15 protein-coding genes are annotated in these 18,163 nt (G+C 37.6%); 11 read left to right on the top strand and 4 right to left on the bottom strand.

Translation table 11 applies throughout. The features are described from left to right. Positions 1-64 precede the first annotated feature (64 nt). Positions 65-2,437, top strand: coding sequence for a choice-of-anchor L domain-containing protein (locus ACWNCI_RS08430; RefSeq protein ID WP_449387969.1), 2,373 nt, complete (start codon positions 65-67; stop codon positions 2,435-2,437). A gap of 416 nt (positions 2,438-2,853) precedes the next feature. Here the strand turns inward: ACWNCI_RS08430 and ACWNCI_RS08425 are convergent, their stop codons facing one another. Beyond that, positions 2,854-4,236: an RtcB family protein gene (locus ACWNCI_RS08425; RefSeq protein ID WP_449387968.1), complete on the bottom strand. Its 1,383-nt coding sequence runs from the start codon at positions 4,234-4,236 to the stop codon at positions 2,854-2,856. Positions 4,237-4,335: 99 nt separating this feature from the next. On the opposite strand from ACWNCI_RS08425, the gene ACWNCI_RS08420 reads away from it, so the two are divergent. The 3 genes from ACWNCI_RS08420 to ACWNCI_RS08410 all read left to right on the top strand — a co-directional run bounded on the left by ACWNCI_RS08420 (position 4,336) and on the right by ACWNCI_RS08410 (position 6,175). Continuing rightward, positions 4,336-4,665 (top strand): HopJ type III effector protein, encoded by a 330-nt coding sequence (locus ACWNCI_RS08420; protein ID WP_449387967.1) that lies wholly within the window; start codon positions 4,336-4,338, stop codon positions 4,663-4,665. A gap of 299 nt (positions 4,666-4,964) precedes the next feature. Next, positions 4,965-5,981 carry a helix-turn-helix transcriptional regulator gene (locus ACWNCI_RS08415; RefSeq protein WP_449387966.1) on the top strand — a complete coding sequence of 339 codons (1,017 nt, stop codon included), beginning with the start codon at positions 4,965-4,967 and terminating at the stop codon, positions 5,979-5,981. 59 nt (positions 5,982-6,040) lie between these two features. Next, complete coding sequence (locus ACWNCI_RS08410) at positions 6,041-6,175, top strand: hypothetical protein (RefSeq protein WP_262486333.1); 135 nt, start codon at positions 6,041-6,043, stop codon at positions 6,173-6,175. Positions 6,176-6,237: 62 nt separating this feature from the next. On the opposite strand, the gene ACWNCI_RS08405 is transcribed toward ACWNCI_RS08410, so the two are convergent. Further along, the gene (locus tag ACWNCI_RS08405) at positions 6,238-7,422 is read right to left on the bottom strand and encodes a DUF1501 domain-containing protein (RefSeq protein WP_449387965.1); all 1,185 of its coding nucleotides are present in this window, start codon (positions 7,420-7,422) and stop codon (positions 6,238-6,240) included. A 46-nt stretch (positions 7,423-7,468) separates the two neighbouring features. After that, positions 7,469-8,848 (bottom strand): DUF1800 domain-containing protein, encoded by a 1,380-nt coding sequence (locus ACWNCI_RS08400; RefSeq protein ID WP_449387964.1) that lies wholly within the window; start codon positions 8,846-8,848, stop codon positions 7,469-7,471. 257 nt (positions 8,849-9,105) lie between these two features. Between ACWNCI_RS08400 and ACWNCI_RS08395 the strand changes: the two genes are divergently transcribed. The 7 genes from ACWNCI_RS08395 (at position 9,106) to ACWNCI_RS08365 (ending at position 16,206) form a co-directional block, all read left to right on the top strand. Further along, the gene (locus ACWNCI_RS08395) at positions 9,106-9,669 is read left to right on the top strand and encodes a hypothetical protein (protein WP_449387963.1); all 564 of its coding nucleotides are present in this window, start codon (positions 9,106-9,108) and stop codon (positions 9,667-9,669) included. A 114-nt stretch (positions 9,670-9,783) separates the two neighbouring features. Further along, positions 9,784-10,833, top strand: coding sequence for a glucokinase (locus tag ACWNCI_RS08390; RefSeq protein ID WP_449387962.1), 1,050 nt, complete (start codon positions 9,784-9,786; stop codon positions 10,831-10,833). 135 nt (positions 10,834-10,968) lie between these two features. Then, positions 10,969-11,535, top strand: a complete 567-nt coding sequence (locus ACWNCI_RS08385) for a YceI family protein (protein ID WP_346984666.1) — start codon at positions 10,969-10,971, stop codon at positions 11,533-11,535. Positions 11,536-11,613: 78 nt separating this feature from the next. Beyond that, positions 11,614-12,249, top strand: coding sequence for a YceI family protein (locus tag ACWNCI_RS08380; protein ID WP_449387961.1), 636 nt, complete (start codon positions 11,614-11,616; stop codon positions 12,247-12,249). 81 nt (positions 12,250-12,330) lie between these two features. Further along, positions 12,331-12,972: an alpha/beta hydrolase gene (locus ACWNCI_RS08375; protein WP_346984669.1), complete on the top strand. Its 642-nt coding sequence runs from the start codon at positions 12,331-12,333 to the stop codon at positions 12,970-12,972. Between the two features lie 109 nt (positions 12,973-13,081). Beyond that, positions 13,082-14,425 carry an ammonium transporter gene (locus ACWNCI_RS08370; protein ID WP_346984670.1) on the top strand — a complete coding sequence of 448 codons (1,344 nt, stop codon included), beginning with the start codon at positions 13,082-13,084 and terminating at the stop codon, positions 14,423-14,425. Positions 14,426-14,787: 362 nt separating this feature from the next. After that, complete coding sequence (locus ACWNCI_RS08365) at positions 14,788-16,206, top strand: L-serine ammonia-lyase (RefSeq protein WP_449387960.1); 1,419 nt, start codon at positions 14,788-14,790, stop codon at positions 16,204-16,206. Positions 16,207-16,267: 61 nt separating this feature from the next. Here the strand turns inward: ACWNCI_RS08365 and ACWNCI_RS08360 are convergent, their stop codons facing one another. Continuing rightward, positions 16,268-17,917 (bottom strand): serine hydrolase domain-containing protein, encoded by a 1,650-nt coding sequence (locus tag ACWNCI_RS08360; RefSeq protein ID WP_449387959.1) that lies wholly within the window; start codon positions 17,915-17,917, stop codon positions 16,268-16,270. Positions 17,918-18,163: the final 246 nt, after the last annotated feature.

The following is an 18,163-nucleotide window of genomic DNA, read 5'->3' as shown; positions in this document are numbered from 1 at the left end:
AAAAAAGTTAAATGTATATGCAGTATTTGTAAAAAAAAATTAAATTTGTTGAAACAAAATTCTTATGAAGAGATATCTACTATTGTTTTCTTTATTTATGGTCTCGTCGTCGAGTCTCTTTTATTCACAAAACATTACTCCAAGAAAGCCTCAACAGGAAAAGGCGTCCAATCTTACAATGAAAGCAGGTGCTTTTATTGATGTAAACGCAGTTGGATATGCACCAACCGATTATTCTCCTTTGCAGTTGGTAAAAGATGTTTTAATTTCATCCGGTACCAATTCATGTGTTACCCCGAATGTATCCAATGTTCAGGTAAATCCGAATTTACCGGCAACCAGTGCCAACAGATCTTGGGGATATTTTCATAAAGGAACGACCAATTTCCCTTTTAAAGATGGGATCGTGCTTTCTACAGGCTATGTAAATAAAGCGGGGAATACTTATATCAGCAGTACGCTGGGTGATGCATTGCAGTCAGGAAGTGATCCTGATCTTGTGGCGGCGACTAACCCATCAGGAAGTATTAATGATGCTGTTATTTTAGAATTTGATTTCGTGCCTACTTCAAGTCAGGTTAAATTTAATTATCTTTTTGCCTCTGAAGAATATACAGGTACTTTCCCTTGTGGATACTCTGATGCTTTTGCATTATTGTTGAAACCGACAGCCGGGGGACCTTACGTGAATATGGCTGTTTTGCCGGCACCGGGTTCCGGCCCTGTAAGTGTTACCAATATTCATCCTCAGAACAGTTTTGCAGGAACTGATATGGGATGCGGAGCACCAAATGTTGCTTTTTTCGGAGGGTATAATACATCTAATATTGAAACAAACTTCAACGGTAGAACAGTGCCTTTACAAGCTACGGCAACAGTAACTCCGGGACAGTCCTATCATTTTAAAATGGTATTGGGAGATGCGCTGGATACAAGTTTTGACTCTGCGGTATTCCTGGAAGGCGGATCCTTCAATATCGGGGTTGAATTATTAGACCCTTCCGGTGGTACTTTGCCTGAAGAGATCAATGTTTGTGATAACGTTCCCCAGGTAATCACAGCTTCGGTAAGTGATCCGAATATGACTTATCAGTGGTTCTACAACGGAGTAGCTGTTCAGGGAGCTACAACACCTACCATTACGGCTACTCAGCCGGGTAATTATGAAATTCAGGTAACATTCCCTGGTAATCCTTGTCCGGGAAAAGCCAATATTAAAATTAACGGAGGAACAACACCTTCCGCGGTTGATGCGTCATTATTGCTTTGTACAACCCCTGATGTTACGTGGTTTGATCTTACCAATGCAATGCCGTCAATCAGTACAACGACTGGTGCAGTATTCCATTTTTATGTAAATCAAGCGGATGCTATAGCTCAGAATAACAACTATATTCAGGATGTTCTGCATTTTAATGGTAACGACGGACAGATTTTGTATGTTGTCGTTTCGAATGGAGGTTTCTGTAGTAAGATGGTTAAATTAACCTTATCAAAAGAAGCAACTCCTACGGCAACTTTGGTTGCATCCAAGCTTAAAGTTTGTCCTGGAACAACGGTTGATCTTACGGCAACAGGAGGAGTTACTTATGAATGGGCAAATTTCTCCGGAACAGGAGGCACACAAACAGCAACGGTTTACAATACGACAACCTTCCAGGTATATGCTTTAGGAGCAAAAGGCTGTAAATCATTATTGCCTGCTAAAGTTATCGTAGAAGTAGTACCGGAGCTTACATCTCCTCTTGCAGATGTGGAAATGTGTCAGGGTGACAGAATAACTCTTGATGCAGGTGCCGGGCCCAACTATACTTATCTTTGGAGTACAGGTGCAGTAAGCCAGACTATTAATGTAGATCAGTGGGGAATTTATACTGTGACGATCGATAACGGATATTGTAAAAAAACCTTTACTGCACAGGTATTGGGAGCTGCTTCTCCATTTGTTTCAAGTATTGATTACAGTAATAATACGTTAACTATTACGGCAGAGGTTCCAATGATTAATAATATTCCGCAAACGGCTGAATATTCTGTAGATGGAGGGATTACATGGCAGCAGTCTAATGTATTTACCGGACTTCAGAATAATGCAGCTTATCAGATTCAGGTAAGAACAGTGGGTACACATTGTGTGGGCGCTTTAGAATTCTTTACATTCCACGTGGCCAATATTATCACTCCGAATCAGGATGGTATTAATGATACTTTGGATCTTACTGCTCTTGGCGGATTCAACAACTTTACAGGATCAATCTATGACCGATACGGTTCTGAAATGTTCAGGTTCTCAAAACAAAACCTGATCTGGGACGGAACAGTAGGAGGTAAGAGATTACCAACGGCTACCTATTGGTACAAGTTTAACTTCCAGTATCCGAAGTCAAAAACAAATATGAGCCAGTCTGGTTGGATTATGCTTAAAAACAGAGAATAGCCTCAATCAGTAATACAATAAATTTAATTCAAATAAAATCCCCCAATGGTAAATGCCTTGGGGGGATTTTTTAATAAGAGGAATATGAAATTGAATAATGTCGATAAAATGGTTTTATGCTAGGTTAAAAGCTTACTTCACCAGAATGAAATCGATTTTTCAAGAATAAAATCGATTTTCACTAGTGTAAAAGTGTTTTACACTAGGATAAAGGCTTACTTCAATAGGATAAAACCTATTTTTCAACGCTAATATCAATTTTCACTAGGATAAAAATGTTTTGCACCAGGATAAAACCTATTTTTCATGAATAAAATCAATTTCACTAGAATAAAATTGTTTACAGTACAATAAAAAAAATGAAATCTGATTTTAATGTTGTAATTCTTCCTTAATAATGCTGATTAAGTAAAATACTACACTTTTCTAAACTTCTTCTTTTTCTTCCATGGTGCATTCTTCTGAACATCACCGGCCATAATGCAACCGTAAGGCATCACTTCATCCATCACTTCACATAATCCGTATTCTTCAATCTGTGCACGGACATTTTTAGCACTTTTATAAGCGGTTGGAAGTTCAGAAATATCAATTTCATTGGCGAAGAAACGAATATCAAGTCCTTTGGTTTCCTCCGCAAAGACTTCTTCAATGCTTTTATGAGCCAGTGACTTTTTATGCTGTGTCCTGCTGAAGTTTCTTCCTGCTCCATGAGGTGCAAAACCAAGGTTTCTTTCATTGGTTGTTCCTTTTACGATCAAAACAGGTTCTGCCATATTCAGCGGAATTAGTCTTGGTCCTGTAATATCGGGTAAGAATTTATCATCCAGTGGCGTTGCTCCTTTTGCATGGTAGAACAGATCTCCGTCTCTGAAAACAAAATTATGTTCATTCCAATATCTGTCTTCCATCTCAATTTCCAGTTTATTTAAAACAGCATCGTGAATGGAAACATGATTTTCTTTTGTCCATTTTCTGATAAGCTGAAGAGCTTCCCAGTAGGATTTTCCTTCTTCGGTATCGTAGGGAATCCACGCATTTTCTTTTAATGTCTCCGGTGAGATTTCCATTCTGAACCTGTTGGCAACCTTCATTCCTTTATCGTAAAGAGCAGCTCCCGGAGACCTTGATCCGTGATGCGTTACGAGCATCGTATTTCCTGTGTTTTTGGAAATTCCTACGAACAGGAAATGATTTCCGTCTCCCTGTGTTCCCATATGCGAACGGGCAATGCTGATAAGTTTTTCATCATTCAGGAAATCATTTTCCCTGAAAGCATCCATCAGTTCCTGTGACATCGGCATCTGTTCACCTCTGGGTCTTCCTCCGTATCCGAAATGCGTGACAGAATGAGCTGTGTCCAACACTTCTTTAGGATCAACTTTTCCAAAATCTGTCAGCATTACCGAACAGCAGATATCTGCAGAATGAAATCCGGGATGAATGGCATTCTTTGCTACAACCACCCCGCCAACAGGAATATGGCCTGCAGGACCTGTAGGACAGGCATCTGGCATGATCGCTCCGTCAATTAGCGTAGGCGTTTTCATCAAAACTTTCATGGTGTTGATTACTTTTTCCACATTGTCATTTTCGCTTTCATGTTCTGCTCTGATATTGATGATAAAATCTTTTGCCGTTTCATGAAGCGAAATGATCTCCGGTTGCTTAAATTGCTCCAGATATATTTTGATTTGATTTTCGTCTAAGTTATTTTCATTAATGAATTCGATGGCTTCCTTAAACCATTTTGCCGGACGGTATCCTAATTCGATTAAATTGTTTCCGTTAAATTCCATGTCTTTATTCTTTTTGTTGATGCAAAGTAAGAATGCAAGTGTGCAATGTTTTTGCGCAGATGAAATTATTTTGATTATTTTTGAAAAAATTTAGACACTATGTTATTTGAGCAGTTAGAGAAATCGTCGGAGGAAATTCAGTTTAAAGATGTCATTGCATTCATCGATGAACATTATGATTTTACCCCGACAAAATTTACCAATGGAAATACAGTTAATGAAGCGAACCAGAATAACGGATCGTGTAAAGTTTTCAGTTTTGCTTCATTGAATGGTCTATCGAAACAGGAAACGCTCCATCTTTTTGGGGAATTTTACAGAGATGTGCTGAAAAACCCTGAAGGAACGGATCATCAGAATATCAGAAACTTTATGGAGTTTGGTTGGGAAGGAATTTCTTTTGAAGGGAAGTCTTTGAGTCGAAAGTAATGTTTAAACCATTGTGAGAAACATAGTGATGAAGGAATCTCGAGACTGTCAATGATGTCTGAAATTGTCATTCTGAATGAAACGAAGTGCAATGAAGAATCTCTTTTTTGCTGTCGAAAGTAAATGTAAGTATTTCCTTCTTTCGCGTGAGGGATACGGAGGGTCCGACTGAAAGGAGGAGTTTCGGCTCGGGGCGAAGCCCCGAGCCGAAACCGAAACGAAGTGAAGCCCGCAGCAGCCCGGCCCGATGAAAAGAATTAGCGAAGGCAGAGGGACACGCCCAAATAAAAATATAAATCATGTCATCCAACAAAAACGCCCTGATCCGCTATAAAACCCTGGATAAATGCCTTAAAAACAAATACCGGAAATATACACTGGAAGATCTGATCAATGAATGTTCGGAAGCATTGTTTGAATTTGAAGGCAAAGAATCTTTCGTAAGCAAACGAACCGTTCAGCTCGATCTGCAGAATATGCGGAGCGAAAAATTCGGATATGAAGCGCCGATTGAAGTGTATGAGCGGAAATATTACCGTTACAGCGATCCCGATTACAGCATCCATAATATTTCCGTGAATGAAAGTGATCTGAAAGCGATGAATAATGCCATTCAGATTTTAAAGCAGTTCAAGGATTTTTCGATGTTTAAAGAGATGAATGGTGTGATTCAGAAGCTGGAAGATTCCATACAGGCTACACATCAGAAATCAATCATCCATCTTGATAAGAATGAGCAATTGAAAGGTCTTGAGCATATTGATTTCCTTTATGAAAGTATTATCAGTAAAAAAGTAATCCGTATTCTTTACAAAAGTTTTACAGCACGTGAATCGAGCAGCTTTGCAGTTCATCCTCAACTTCTAAAAGAATACAACAACCGCTGGTTTTTGATCTGCCTTTATAAAGGTAAAATGTATAATCTGGCGTTGGATCGTATGGAACGGATAGAACATGAGGACAAAATACAATATATCGATAAGCATCTGGACGGAGATGAATATTTTAAAGATATTGTCGGTGTAACGGTTTCGGAAACGAAGCCCAGAAATGTTGTTTTCTTTGTAGATTCTTCCAATGCACCTTATGTAAAAACAAAACCATTTCACAAAAGTCAGGAAATTATCGGCGAAACGGAAGAAGGAACTGTATTTAAAATCTGTGTGCAGATCAACTATGAGCTTGAGCGTTTGTTACTTGGGTTTGGCAATTGTCTGATTGTTTATCAGCCTAGAAAACTGAGACTGAGGCTGGAAGAGAAATTCAGATTGGGTTTCAAAAACTATCAAAATCTGAATATAGAAGGCGGAGTTTAGAAGTATGAGTGTCTTTATGGCTTGGAAATTGTATTACCCGAAATACAAAAAATACTATTATGAAATCAAGAATACTAAAAGCTGTGGTAGCAGTGGTAGCACCGTTGGTGATAGAATTTATTATTAAAAAAATCGCTGAAAAGTTTGATGAAAAACCGGCGGAAGATAAAAAACAGCTTCCTGTACAAAACTAGAAGCAGTTAGATTTAATTTTATGAAAAAAAGAGGAATTGTTAAGCAAAATTCCTCTTTTTATTTATACAAAATCATAAATTCCATTTTTCCATCCCAATACTTTGGATGAATCCGCTTTCAGCCAGTTTTTTAAAACTGTTGCATAGATTTTTCTGAAATCTTCGGTATAAATAAGATCTCCGTCGTCCAATTTTGTAAGATCGGGAAGCGGGTTTAAGATTCCTTTTTTCTTCAGTCCTCCACTGATAAAAAACATTTGATTGGCGGTTCCATGATCGGTTCCGTTGCTGGCATTTTGGGCTACACGACGCCCAAATTCAGAAAATGTCATCAGAAGAATATTGTCGAAAAGGCCATTGCTTTTCATGTCTGCTACAAATGACTTTACCGCTTCATTAATGTCATTGAAAAGTTTTTGCTGTCTTTCATTTTGATTGACATGGGTATCAAAGCTTCCTATAGAAAGGTAATATACCCGGGTGTTGATATCAGATTTAATGAGAGAAGCGACCGTTCTAAAATCTTTTCCCAATTGAGAATTAGGGTAGGATTCCGTACTTTTTTTTGCTTTACTTTTTTCAAAGATATAATCGGCATTGTTGATCGTGGAACCTAATGTCTGATATAAATAGGAAACCGTTTCATCATCGTGATGATGGTCATATAAAGATTTGAAATATTTCTCCTGGCTCGTCTGATACAGTCTTTTCGGATCTTTGAAAGCAAAAGCTTTATTTTTCTCACCTTTTAAGGCTAAACTCAGCATATCGTCAACTTCCAGTGCCTGTGTCGGGTGTTCGCAACGGTAACATTCTTCATCCAGAAATCTCCCCAGCCAGCCTGTTTCCAGATATTCATCGCTTTTGCTCGCGGAATGCCAGATATCCATACTTCGGAAATGGGACTTATCGGGATTGGGATATCCTACATTGTTCATTACGGAAAGTTCGCCATTGTCATAAAGCTCCTTAAAGTAGGATAAAGCGGGATTGATGCCGGCTTCATCATTCAGTTGCAAAGAATCTTTAATTGCGATATTGTTTCTTTCTTTAAAATAAATATCATTCCGTATAGGAATTATTGTATTCAGTCCATCATTTCCGCCTGTAAACTGCAGAACAATTAAAATCTTCTGATCGGGATTCAGCGCTTCGTCAAATGTCATGGCTTTGAGAAAGTTAGGCATCAATAATGAAGCGGTTGCCAGTGAACTTATTTTGAGGAATTCTCTTCTTTTGATTAACATACGATTAGGTATTGGGTTAAAGATTGCAGATGATGGATTTTAAAAACTACATTAACTGATATTCGGGGGTAGACATTAAATTAATGACGTTCATTTTTACACTATTATCCGAAAAGCTTTTCACAGAGTTCATATCTAGCGATTCTGTGTTTTGTATCAGGTATTCTTCAATGTTTTTTCCGTTAAAGATCTTTTCTACCTTTGCCCAGTCAATTATAATGTTGGGATTCTTGAAACTTTTTGTCAAAGTGTTGGTGCTGTTTTTCAATCCCATATCAAGATCATCATCGGCTTTTGGGCGATAATCAAGCGGCCGCAATCCCGACCAGATCTGTGGAATCTGAAGCCTTAGCATCAACGTCGAACTGTCAATCCAGGATTTTCCGTTGGGCCAGCCGGCAACATTCGGTGGATAAAGAAGCATTTGTCCAAGCAATTTCTGATAAACAATAAGATTTTCCGGATTTTGAATGTTCATAGGCAGTGTACGCATTATTCCGGCCATCAGTTCGATCGGTGATTTTATCCTATTCCCGATATTTTTTTTATCATAAAACCATGAGCTGGAGAAGATATTTTTCATCAGTTTTTTGATATCGTACCCGGATTGGTAGAAATTATCAGAAAGCTGATCGATAATAGCTTCATTTATATTTTCATTTACAAAAAACTTATAAATTTTTGTGGTAATAAATCTGGAGGTTGCTTTTTGTTCGAGAATTATCTCTAAAACATCATTACCAGTAAAATTTCCTGTTTTACCAAGAAAGGTTTTACTTCCTTCATCATGAAGTTTTTTTCTTTCCAGAAAATTTCCTTCTTTATCGTATCCCCATCCTGTAAAAGCTCTCGCGCCTTCCCTGATATCTTTTTCGGTATAATTTCCTCTGCCCATCGTAAAAAGTTCCATCACTTCCCGTGCAAAATTTTCGTTAGGATGGTCTTTTTTATTCTGCTGATTGTTTAGAAAACCCAGCATAGCCGGCGCTTTACTGACTTCAAACAACAATTCCCGGAAGTTTCCCAGAGCATTTTTTCTAATCACATTCAGGATTTGTCTGTTGAATTTCGGGTTCTGCACTCTAGAAGCAAAATGTCCGTGCCAGAAAAATGCCATTTTTTCTCTCAGCTGCTCATTGCTGGTCACCATTTTGTGCAGGAAATTAAGATTAAGTTCTTCATTTTGCTGACGGTTGATCTTCTGTATTTCCTTTTTCTTCTCGGCCGGAGATTTGTCGTTCATATAGTCGATCGAATCTGTATCAGGCGTCTGATAATTGATGTAGGTGAAAACCTCTTCTTTAAGCAAATCATTTAATAAAGTTTTGCTGTTTATATTTTTAAGGTCATCAAGCTGGTTGATTCCCGCGCCGAAGCCGGCTCGCCAGAGAAGATGTTTATTATTAAGTAATGACGAAGTTGTCATAGTTGTATTTTGTAATTTGGATAGAGTTGTCATGATAAGGTTAAACTTGATAACGGTTAAGAATTGTTAATATTACCCGAAAAGACATTAATTATATAAGTATTATTATTTTTAATTAAACGCTCATTTAATTTTAGCTTAAATTAATGTATTGAAAATCATTGTTTTATAATTGTAGAAGAGATTAATTATAATAAAATGTCCTTAGTTGGCACGGTTTTTACAGTTTTCTGCTTAGTAAATTTAAAATCAGAGTTATGAAAATGTTAAAACATGCAATTTTATTTGCCGGAATTTTTACTGCTGGAGCGTTGAGTGCACAAAGTGCACAAATGAATAATATGATCAAAGTGGGAGCAAATGTAGGTTTAGCAGTTCCTTCTGATAATACTTCTATGGCAGTTGGTGTGGATGTAGCTTATCAGAATTTGATTACTCCGGGGTTCGGATTGGGTATTGCTACAGGATATACACATTATTTTGGAAAAGATAACAATGGATATAGCAACAATGACGTAGGGGTTGTACCGGTAGGTGCATTGATCAGAATTTATCCGAAACAAACAGGTTTTTATTTCGGGACTGACTTAGGATACGGATTTTTGGTTGGTGATGATAAGGTCGCTTCTAATGCAGGTCTTGACAGACCCGATGGTGGTTTTTATATCAAGCCGGAGATCGGTTATCACAACCAGGACTGGAATTTCTTTGTGCAGTATCAGAAAGTATTTGTAGGAAGCAAAGGAGATTTGCCAAATCAGGACTACAATGTGGGTAACATTGGAGTAGGATTTTCTTACAATATTCCATTAGGAAAGTAGTTAGATTTAAATATAAGCAATTATTAGCCAAACCTTTTCGAATTTTTGAGAAGGTTTTTTATTTCTAACGAAAATTTACGAAAACTATTATTATATTTGATAAAATTTGAGGTTATGATTTTGAATCCGAAATTTCCACTTTATTTACCAGGAGTAAAAAACGCGGGTAATGATAATGTTTCTATCATTGGCGCCAACCTTCGTGAAGATATGACAACTTTAGGCTATTTCGTTTCTGAAAACGAAGGCGTAGAAGTTAAAATCCAACATAATTATCCAACCAAAGACTATGCTTCTTTTGCAGATATTTTAAGAAAGTTTATTCAGGATAATCAGTTGGAGAACGTGAAAAGACTCGGGATAGCTGTTCCGGGACCTGTCATCAATGGGAAAAGTAATCCTGCCAGACTTGGATGGAATCTTGATGTTGAAGATTTTAAAAGAGATTTTGATTTTGAAAGAGTAGATATGCTGAATGACCAGGAGGCATCAGCCTACGGAATGGCCATTCTGGAAGACAGTGATCTTGACGCAATCTACACCAGCGGACATCTTGAAAAAGGAAATGTAGCTATTCTGGCACCGGGAAATGGTCTTGGGGAAGCCGGATATTTTTTTGACGGGAAATATTTAAGACCTTTTGCAACAGAAGGCGGTCACTCAGAATTTTCTCCACGAACGAACGTAGAAGTAGAATTTTATCAGTTCTTAAATAATATCTACGGAATTGTAAGCTGGGAAAATGTTTTATCTAAAGGAGGCCTTTTCAATATCTACCGTTTCTTAAGAGACGTAAAAAGACATCCGGAACCTGAAGGGCTTGCAGAAAGACTGACAGGAGAAAATTTTGTTCAGGAATTATTTAAAGCAGCTGTGGAAGACGATGTCTTAATCTGCAAAATAGCTTTAGACACTTTCCTTGAATTCCTGGCGAGAGAAGCCAATAACCTTACTTTAAAGTTAAAGGCAACCGGAGGCTTACTGATTTCAGGAGATATTCCTCAGGTGATCAGAGAATATATTGATAAAGATAAATTCTACGAGAAATTTAAGATCAGTGATAAAATGGAGGAAATGCTCAGAAACATTCCTATTTATCTGAATAAAAATGAAAACACAGCTCTGAATGGCGCAGCCCTTTATACTGCTTATTATCAAGACTAACTGAAGCTCCGGATTTCCGGAGTTTTTTATTTATAAAAATTATTGCATTAATTGATATACATCAATGAAATCTATCACTTCTGTTGACTACATTTGCATCAGTAAATAATAAACAAGCAAATAATTTTTATTCAAATGAAAAAAATATTCTTATTAGCAGTTTTAGCTAGTGGTTTAGCATTCGGACAGGCAAAAAAAGTAGTAAGCTCTGATGTTCAGTGGTGGGGTTATAAAATCGCAAAATCTGAAGCAAGTTCTCACAACGGAACGGTAAAGGTGAAATCAGGTGATATGATTATGAAAGGAAACCAGTTGGTTGGTGGTAGTTTCGTTTTAGATATGACTTCTATCAACGCTACAGACCTTTCCGGTGAATATCAGCAAAAGCTTAACGGACACCTTAAAAACGGAGATTTCTTCGAAGTTGAAAAATATCCTACGGCAACTTTCAAAATTACAGGGGTGAAGAAAAACAACGACAAAGTGTACAATTCTTTAGTGACAGGTAACTTAACGGTAAAAGGAAAAACCAACGCAATTTCTTTCCCTGCAAAAATTACGTATGCTAACGGAACAGTAAGCTTAATGTCAAACAAATTCTCTATCGACAGACAAAAATTTGATGTTGCTTACAAATCTACGATGCAAGATGTTCTTGTGAAAGATGACATGGATTTGCAGGTAAAAGTAACAGCAAAATAATTTAATCAAAAAAAGATTGTTAAAAGTGTAGAAGTTCTACACTTTTTTTTATTTTTGTTGAATTGTAAATAAAAAAGAATGAAAAGATTACTATTGTTTGCTATGATGTGTGTAAGCATGTCATTTGTTTTCGGTCAGAAGAAAGGAGATAAAGTGGTAAAAGTAACATCGTCTGAGATCAGATGGTGGGGATATAAAGTAGTGAAAACAGTTCCTACAACACACTCCGGAACAGTAAAACTGAAAAGCGGAAAGTTTACTTTTGATAAAACGGTTTTAGTAGACGGAGAATTCGTGGTTGATATGAAGTCCATCATGGCAGGTGATGTGTCAAGCCAGGATGAAGATATGGTAAAATTGACCAACGATCTAAAAAGTACAAATTTCTTTGAAGTTAAAAAGTTTCCGTTGGCAAAATTCCATTTAACGAAGATTATTCCTCTGGCAAACAGCGATTACAACTCTACAGTTTATGGAGATATTACGATCAAAGGGGTGAGAAAAACAATCACTTTCCCTGCAAACGTTTATATCACTCAATTTACGGTAGTCATAGAATCTGCTAAATTCTCACTGAACAGAAGAGATTTCAAAGTGTTCTACCAGTCTTCTCTAAAAGATTATTTCATCAAAAACGAAATGGATATCCAGTTTAAGCTTTCTACTGAGAAATTGGATAACGAAAACAGAACACCTGTTAAAAAGAAAAAATAAGACCTAGGTCTTTCAATAAACAAATGAGCGATTTCTTTTGAAGCCGCTCATTTTTTTGTCTGATTTTTTTATTTTAGTAGTATGAAAATATATGTTGTAAGCGGACTTGGCGCAGATTTTAAAGTGCTGGAAAAGATTAAATTTCCGGAGCATCATGAAGTTGTTTTTATTGACTGGCTGATCCCTGAGCAAAACGAAGACTTTCTGCATTACGTACAGAGAATGGCTGAAAAAATTGATGATACAGAGCCTTTTTATCTGCTGGGATATTCTTTCGGGGGAATAATCGTTCAGGAAATACATAAACTCAAACCTGCAAAGAAAGTCGTAATCATGGGCAGCATAAAATCAGACAGAGAAAAATCAAGATTAATAAAAACGGGGCAGATCACAAGAATTCCCAAAGTTTTGCCGGTGAGGTTCTTCAATGAAAAGACAACCAATATTTACTCCATGTTCAGGAAGTTTTTTGATCCTAAAAACCCCAGAGTTCTGCAATATTTTCAGGTGAAAGATCCTTATTACCTGAAATGGGCGATCGAAAAAATATCAGATTGGAAATTTGATGAAAATCCGGAGGTCGTACAGATCCTTGGAGATAAAGATATCGTTTTTCCTATCAAAAATTCCCGACCGGATTATATTATAAAAGGAGGGACTCATTTATTTCCGGCAACAAAATTTAAAGAAGTGTCCGGTATTTTAAAGGGGGTGTTTGAATAAAATTTATATTAAATTTTATTTTAGTATTAAATTTAATAGGGTTAAAATTAAATTTATTGATTTTTATAAAATTTATACTTACTTTTGTGGGGGTAATATATAAATTTTTATGACAGTCGGTTTAAAATGGATCGTTTCCTTCAGTATCATTACGCTTGTTGCCGTTGGCGGATTATTCTGGAGTCCTATGGCAGATTTTCCAAATACAGGAGAATTTTTGAGCGAAGATAAAATTGTAGGTGCAGATGTTGCCTGGATCCTCGCTGCTGCAGGTCTGGTATTGTTGATGACTCCCGGGCTTTCTTTTTTCTACGGAGGAATGGTAGGAAAGAAAAATGTAATTTCCACCATGCTTCAGAGTTTTATTGCTCTAGGAGTTATTTCTATGTTATGGGTGGTGGTTGGTTTTTCCTTATCATTTGGCGACTCCATTGGCTTTACCATGAATGGCGTACATTACGGGATTATCGGAAATCCCCTGAGCTATCCGTTCTTTAATCGGGTAGGAGTATTACCACATAAATATATGGCATCTACCATTCCGTTTGTCCTTTTTGCTTTATTTCAGATGAAATTTGCCGTGATCACACCTGCCTTGATCACCGGATCATTTGCAGAACGTGTACGTTTTATTTCGTACCTCTTATTTATGGTACTTTTCAGCATCTTTATCTATACACCGCTTTGTCATATGGTGTGGCATCCGGATGGGCTTTTAAATAAATATTTCGGGGTAAAAGACTTTGCGGGTGGAACAGTTGTCCACATGAGTGCAGGTTTTGCTGCATTGGCAGGTGCTATGGTAGTGGGAAACAGAAAAAAGCCTCATCATGATCCGTCCAATATTTCTTACGTGCTATTGGGAACCGGAATGCTGTGGTTCGGATGGTTCGGTTTTAATGCCGGCTCGGCACTCAGTGCCAATGCTACAGCTGCTACAGCTTTTGGAACGACGACCATCGCCTCTGCTTCAGCGATGATGACCTGGATATTTTTTGACAGAATCAACAGAAGAAAAGTATCTGCTATGGGAGCATGCATCGGTGCTGTTGTGGGTTTGGTGGCCATTACTCCCGCTTGCGGCTTTGTTTCCATTTCGGAAAGTCTGTTCATCGGATTTATTTCCGCTATTGTATCAAATCTGATGGTCAACTGGAAAGCATTGAAGAAGATTGACGACACCCTGGATGTTTTTGCCTGTCACGGTGTTGGTGGAATTATGGGAATGATTCTCACGGCTATTTTTGCACACGGTGAAAATGCAAGCCTTCTTCATGGCGGACTGGAAGTTTTTGCGCATCACATGGCTGCATTGCTTCTTGTATCTGTTTTTACTTTTTTCGGATCGTTATTGTTATATAAAATCACAGATAAGATCATCACCTTAAGAGTTTCTGAAGAATCAGAAGAGCTTGGGTTAGACATTTCCCAACACGAAGAAAGACTGTGCTGAGAAGGGATTGGTGAATTGTCAATTGTCAATTGTCAATAGTGAGTTTTTTTAACCCAAATTTAAAATTGACTACGCAGTAAATTGACCATTCGCCATTGATATAAATACTGAGTGAATTGTCAATTGTCAATTTTATCAAGCCAAAATGCCAAGTGAATCGTCAATGGTCAATAGTGAATTTTTATTAAGCCATAATTTAAATTGACAAGCAAAGCGAACTGACCATTCACCATTGATATAAAAAATCTACAAGTGTTCATATAGTTTTAATTAGAAAGCCGGAGCTGATTTTTCAACTCCGGCTTTTGTGTTTGGATTTATCGTGTATCTTTGTGTTAAGGAAAAAAAGGAAGAATTTCTATATGGAATCAATATCGGTTTTTGAAATTATAAAAGTAGGAATTGGCCCATCCAGTTCGCATACAATGGGTCCATGGAATGCGGCTTCAGCATTTATCAGGATTATAAAAAGGGAAAGGTCAATTGCTGAGGTGAAAGAAGTCTTCCTTGAATTTTTTGGTTCTCTTGCCAAAACAGGAATCGGACATGGAACCGATATTGCAGGAATGCTTGGATTAAATGGTGAAGATTTTAAAACCATTGATACAACAAAGATTGACGAGAAAATCGAGAACATAAAAAGCTCTCAGACGATCAATCTCGGGGGCGAAAAAGAAATTCCTTTTATCTACGGACATCATCTGGTTTTAAATATGCAGAAATCTCTTGAGTATCATCCCAACGGAATGATTTTCAAGGCAATTTTTGAAGACGGAACTGAACTCGTTCAGGATTTCTACTCTGTTGGCGGAGGATTTATCATGAGCCAGGAAAAAAAGTCCATCGAAAAGCACTGTATCCGTACTTTATATCCTTGTCACAAATCTTCTGACATCGTAAAATACTGTGAAAAGCTGGGACTTGAAAAAATTTCAGATCTTATTTTAATGAATGAAGAAAGCTGGAGATCTCAGGAAGAAACGAAACAGGAAGCACTCTATATCTGGCAACAGATCAAAGAATGTATTTATAAAGGCGTCAATAAAGAAGGGGTGCTTCCTGGGGGACTCAATGTTTCCCGCCGTGCGGCCGGAATCAACAGAAAACTGCTCGGTGATAAGATTTATAAAAATAAAAATGAATGGTTTCAGCAGGTTGTCGATGCAGAAGAAAACTTTACCAATATCAACAAATGGATTTCCTGTTTTGCATTGGCTGTGAATGAGGAGAATGCAAGCTTTGGGAGAATCATTACAGCGCCAACTAATGGGGCGAGTGGTGTCATTCCGGCAGTGCTGATGTATGCGCAGGCATTTACCCCTTTCACCAGCGATGATGATATAATCCGTTTCTTGCTGGTAGCCGGAGAGATCGGAACTTTATTCAAAAAAAATGCTACCATTTCTGCAGCGATGGGCGGCTGTCAGGCAGAAGTTGGGGTTTCCTCAGCAATGGCTGCGGCAGGTCTTACGGAAATTCTCGGCGGAAGTGTGGGGCAGGTGCTTATGGCAGCAGAAATTGCAATGGAGCATCATTTAGGAATGACGTGCGATCCCATAAAAGGCTTGGTGCAAATTCCATGTATTGAAAGAAATACGATGGGCGCTATAAAAGCAATTACCGCCGCAAATATCGCCTTGGAAAGTGATCCCGCCAAAGCAAAAGTAAGCTTGGATCAGGTCATTCAGACCATGTGGGAAACCGCTCTTTCCATGAATGACCGATTCAAGGAAACTTCCGAAGGAGGCCTTGCGATTGCTGTGAATGTCGCAGAATGTTAAGATTAAAATGAAATTATAATAATAAATCCTTAGAATAACTGTTTTCTAAGGATTTGTTCTTTTATTTCTTCTTATCAAATAAAAACGTACCGCCATTTTGTTGCAGTTCCATCTGCTGCTTTTCAGGATAAAACCTGATTTTCACGCCGTAGTTATCGAATTTAAACTGATGATCTCCTGCATATTCCAGGGGGAATTCGGGCTGATCGGTTCCCTGAGCAAATAATCCGTCGTTTTTTATAAAAATTTTAAGTCCCAGAGGATGTGCTTTCGAGGTGTATTCACCAACATATTTCTGCAAATCTGCGGCGCTGATTTCCGGACCGAAAGACGGCATCTCAAATGGCTTATTATACAAAATACTCAGAATATCAATAACGAAAGTATTGGCTCCTACACGATCCGCATTCAATGAATAGGAAATTGACAAATCATCTTCACCGTTGTAGATCATCAGCGAATTGGTTCCGTACGTTCCGCCGCTGTGACCCACGAAAATTTTGGTGTTAAACGGTACAATAGCAAGTCCTCTTCCGAATTTATCATCTCTTGGCATCATTGCAGAAAGGCTTTCTTTGGAAACAAGTTTGCCTTCGAATAATGCATTGATGATAATATTCAGATTGGTCGGTGTTGTTGCGATATCACCCACACCAACAACATTATTAAAGTCAAAATCTTTTACCGCTTCCCATCGGTTGGCATAGTTGTATGGAAGAAAAACATTGGTAGGTTTCTGGCTGGCCGTATAAAAATTGGTAAGCTGTAATGGAGTAGCGAAAGTTTCTTTCAGGTTTTCCGCATACGACTTTTTGCTTATTTTTTCTAAAATTTTAGCCAGAAGATAATAGCCGGAATTGGAATATTGTGTTTTTGTTCCGGGTTCAAACAAAAATCCCTGCTCAATAATATGATTCATGATCTGTTCTTCTGAAACTTTCTCCGTAAGCCATTTCATGGTATCTTTGCCGGTAACGTAATCGCCAAGTCCTGAGGTGTGGCTCAGCATTTGGGAGATGGTTATTTTTTCTGCGTTCGGGATTTTAGGATAAAATTTTGACAGCTTATCATTAAGGTCAAGTTTGTTTTTTTCGATCAGTTTAAAGATCATCATGGCCGTCATTGATTTAGTAATAGAGCCGATCTGGAAAGTTTCTTTTCCTTTCTGAGATTGAGGAAGCTTGGTTTCGCCGAAATTTCTTTTGTAAATTTCTTTTCCGTCTTTAAAAATTGAGATTTCGCCTGCTTCTGCATTATTATTTTCAAGATAAGAAAGAAAGCTGTCGATTTTTTGTAAGCTTTCGTTTATATTTTCGGATAGTTTCAGGCCTTCAGGCAGTAAATCCTTACTGTTTTTTTTATCATACACTTCAAGAATCAATGAATACGTTTTTCCCATCTGAACAAAATTTCCTGAGAATTTTCCGTTTTCAAACTTCCCTTTATAGGTGGCACCTATGCTGGATATATCCAAAGACAAATCGTTATTGGTAAAAACTACTTTATCTACAGGAATACCTTCAGCACCTTGCAGCGGGCTGTCAAGAGTGGCTTTATAAGTATTGTTTTCCTGATAAATATTAAAAATAAGAGGAAGCTTGCTCCCCTGAATATCAAGATCTCCTTTCCATGATCCGGCAATATTCTGAGAAAAAAGAGACTGTGAAATAGTTATCAGGAAGCTTAAAAAGAGTAAAAATTTAGTTTTCATAGTTAATATATAAATTTAAAATGGGGCAATAGGGTAGTATATGCTCCTAAAAATTGAAGTAAAGATAATTTTTTTTCAGTACTTATGCTATAATCTGTAGTTGCTTCCCGTCTTTTGCAGATGTATTGGCTTTACATTTTATTTTAATGCTGCCGGGTATTGCTTTACTTCCTTTGGGTTTTGCTTCACTGACCTTGAGTAGAAGCTTACTGCGCTCGGGTAAAAGCCTACTTACCTTGAGTATAA

The sequence above is a fragment of the Chryseobacterium lineare genome, assembly GCF_977014045.1.
Note: the sequence above shows the minus strand (reverse complement) of the source record. Positions and strands in the feature narration are given on the sequence as shown.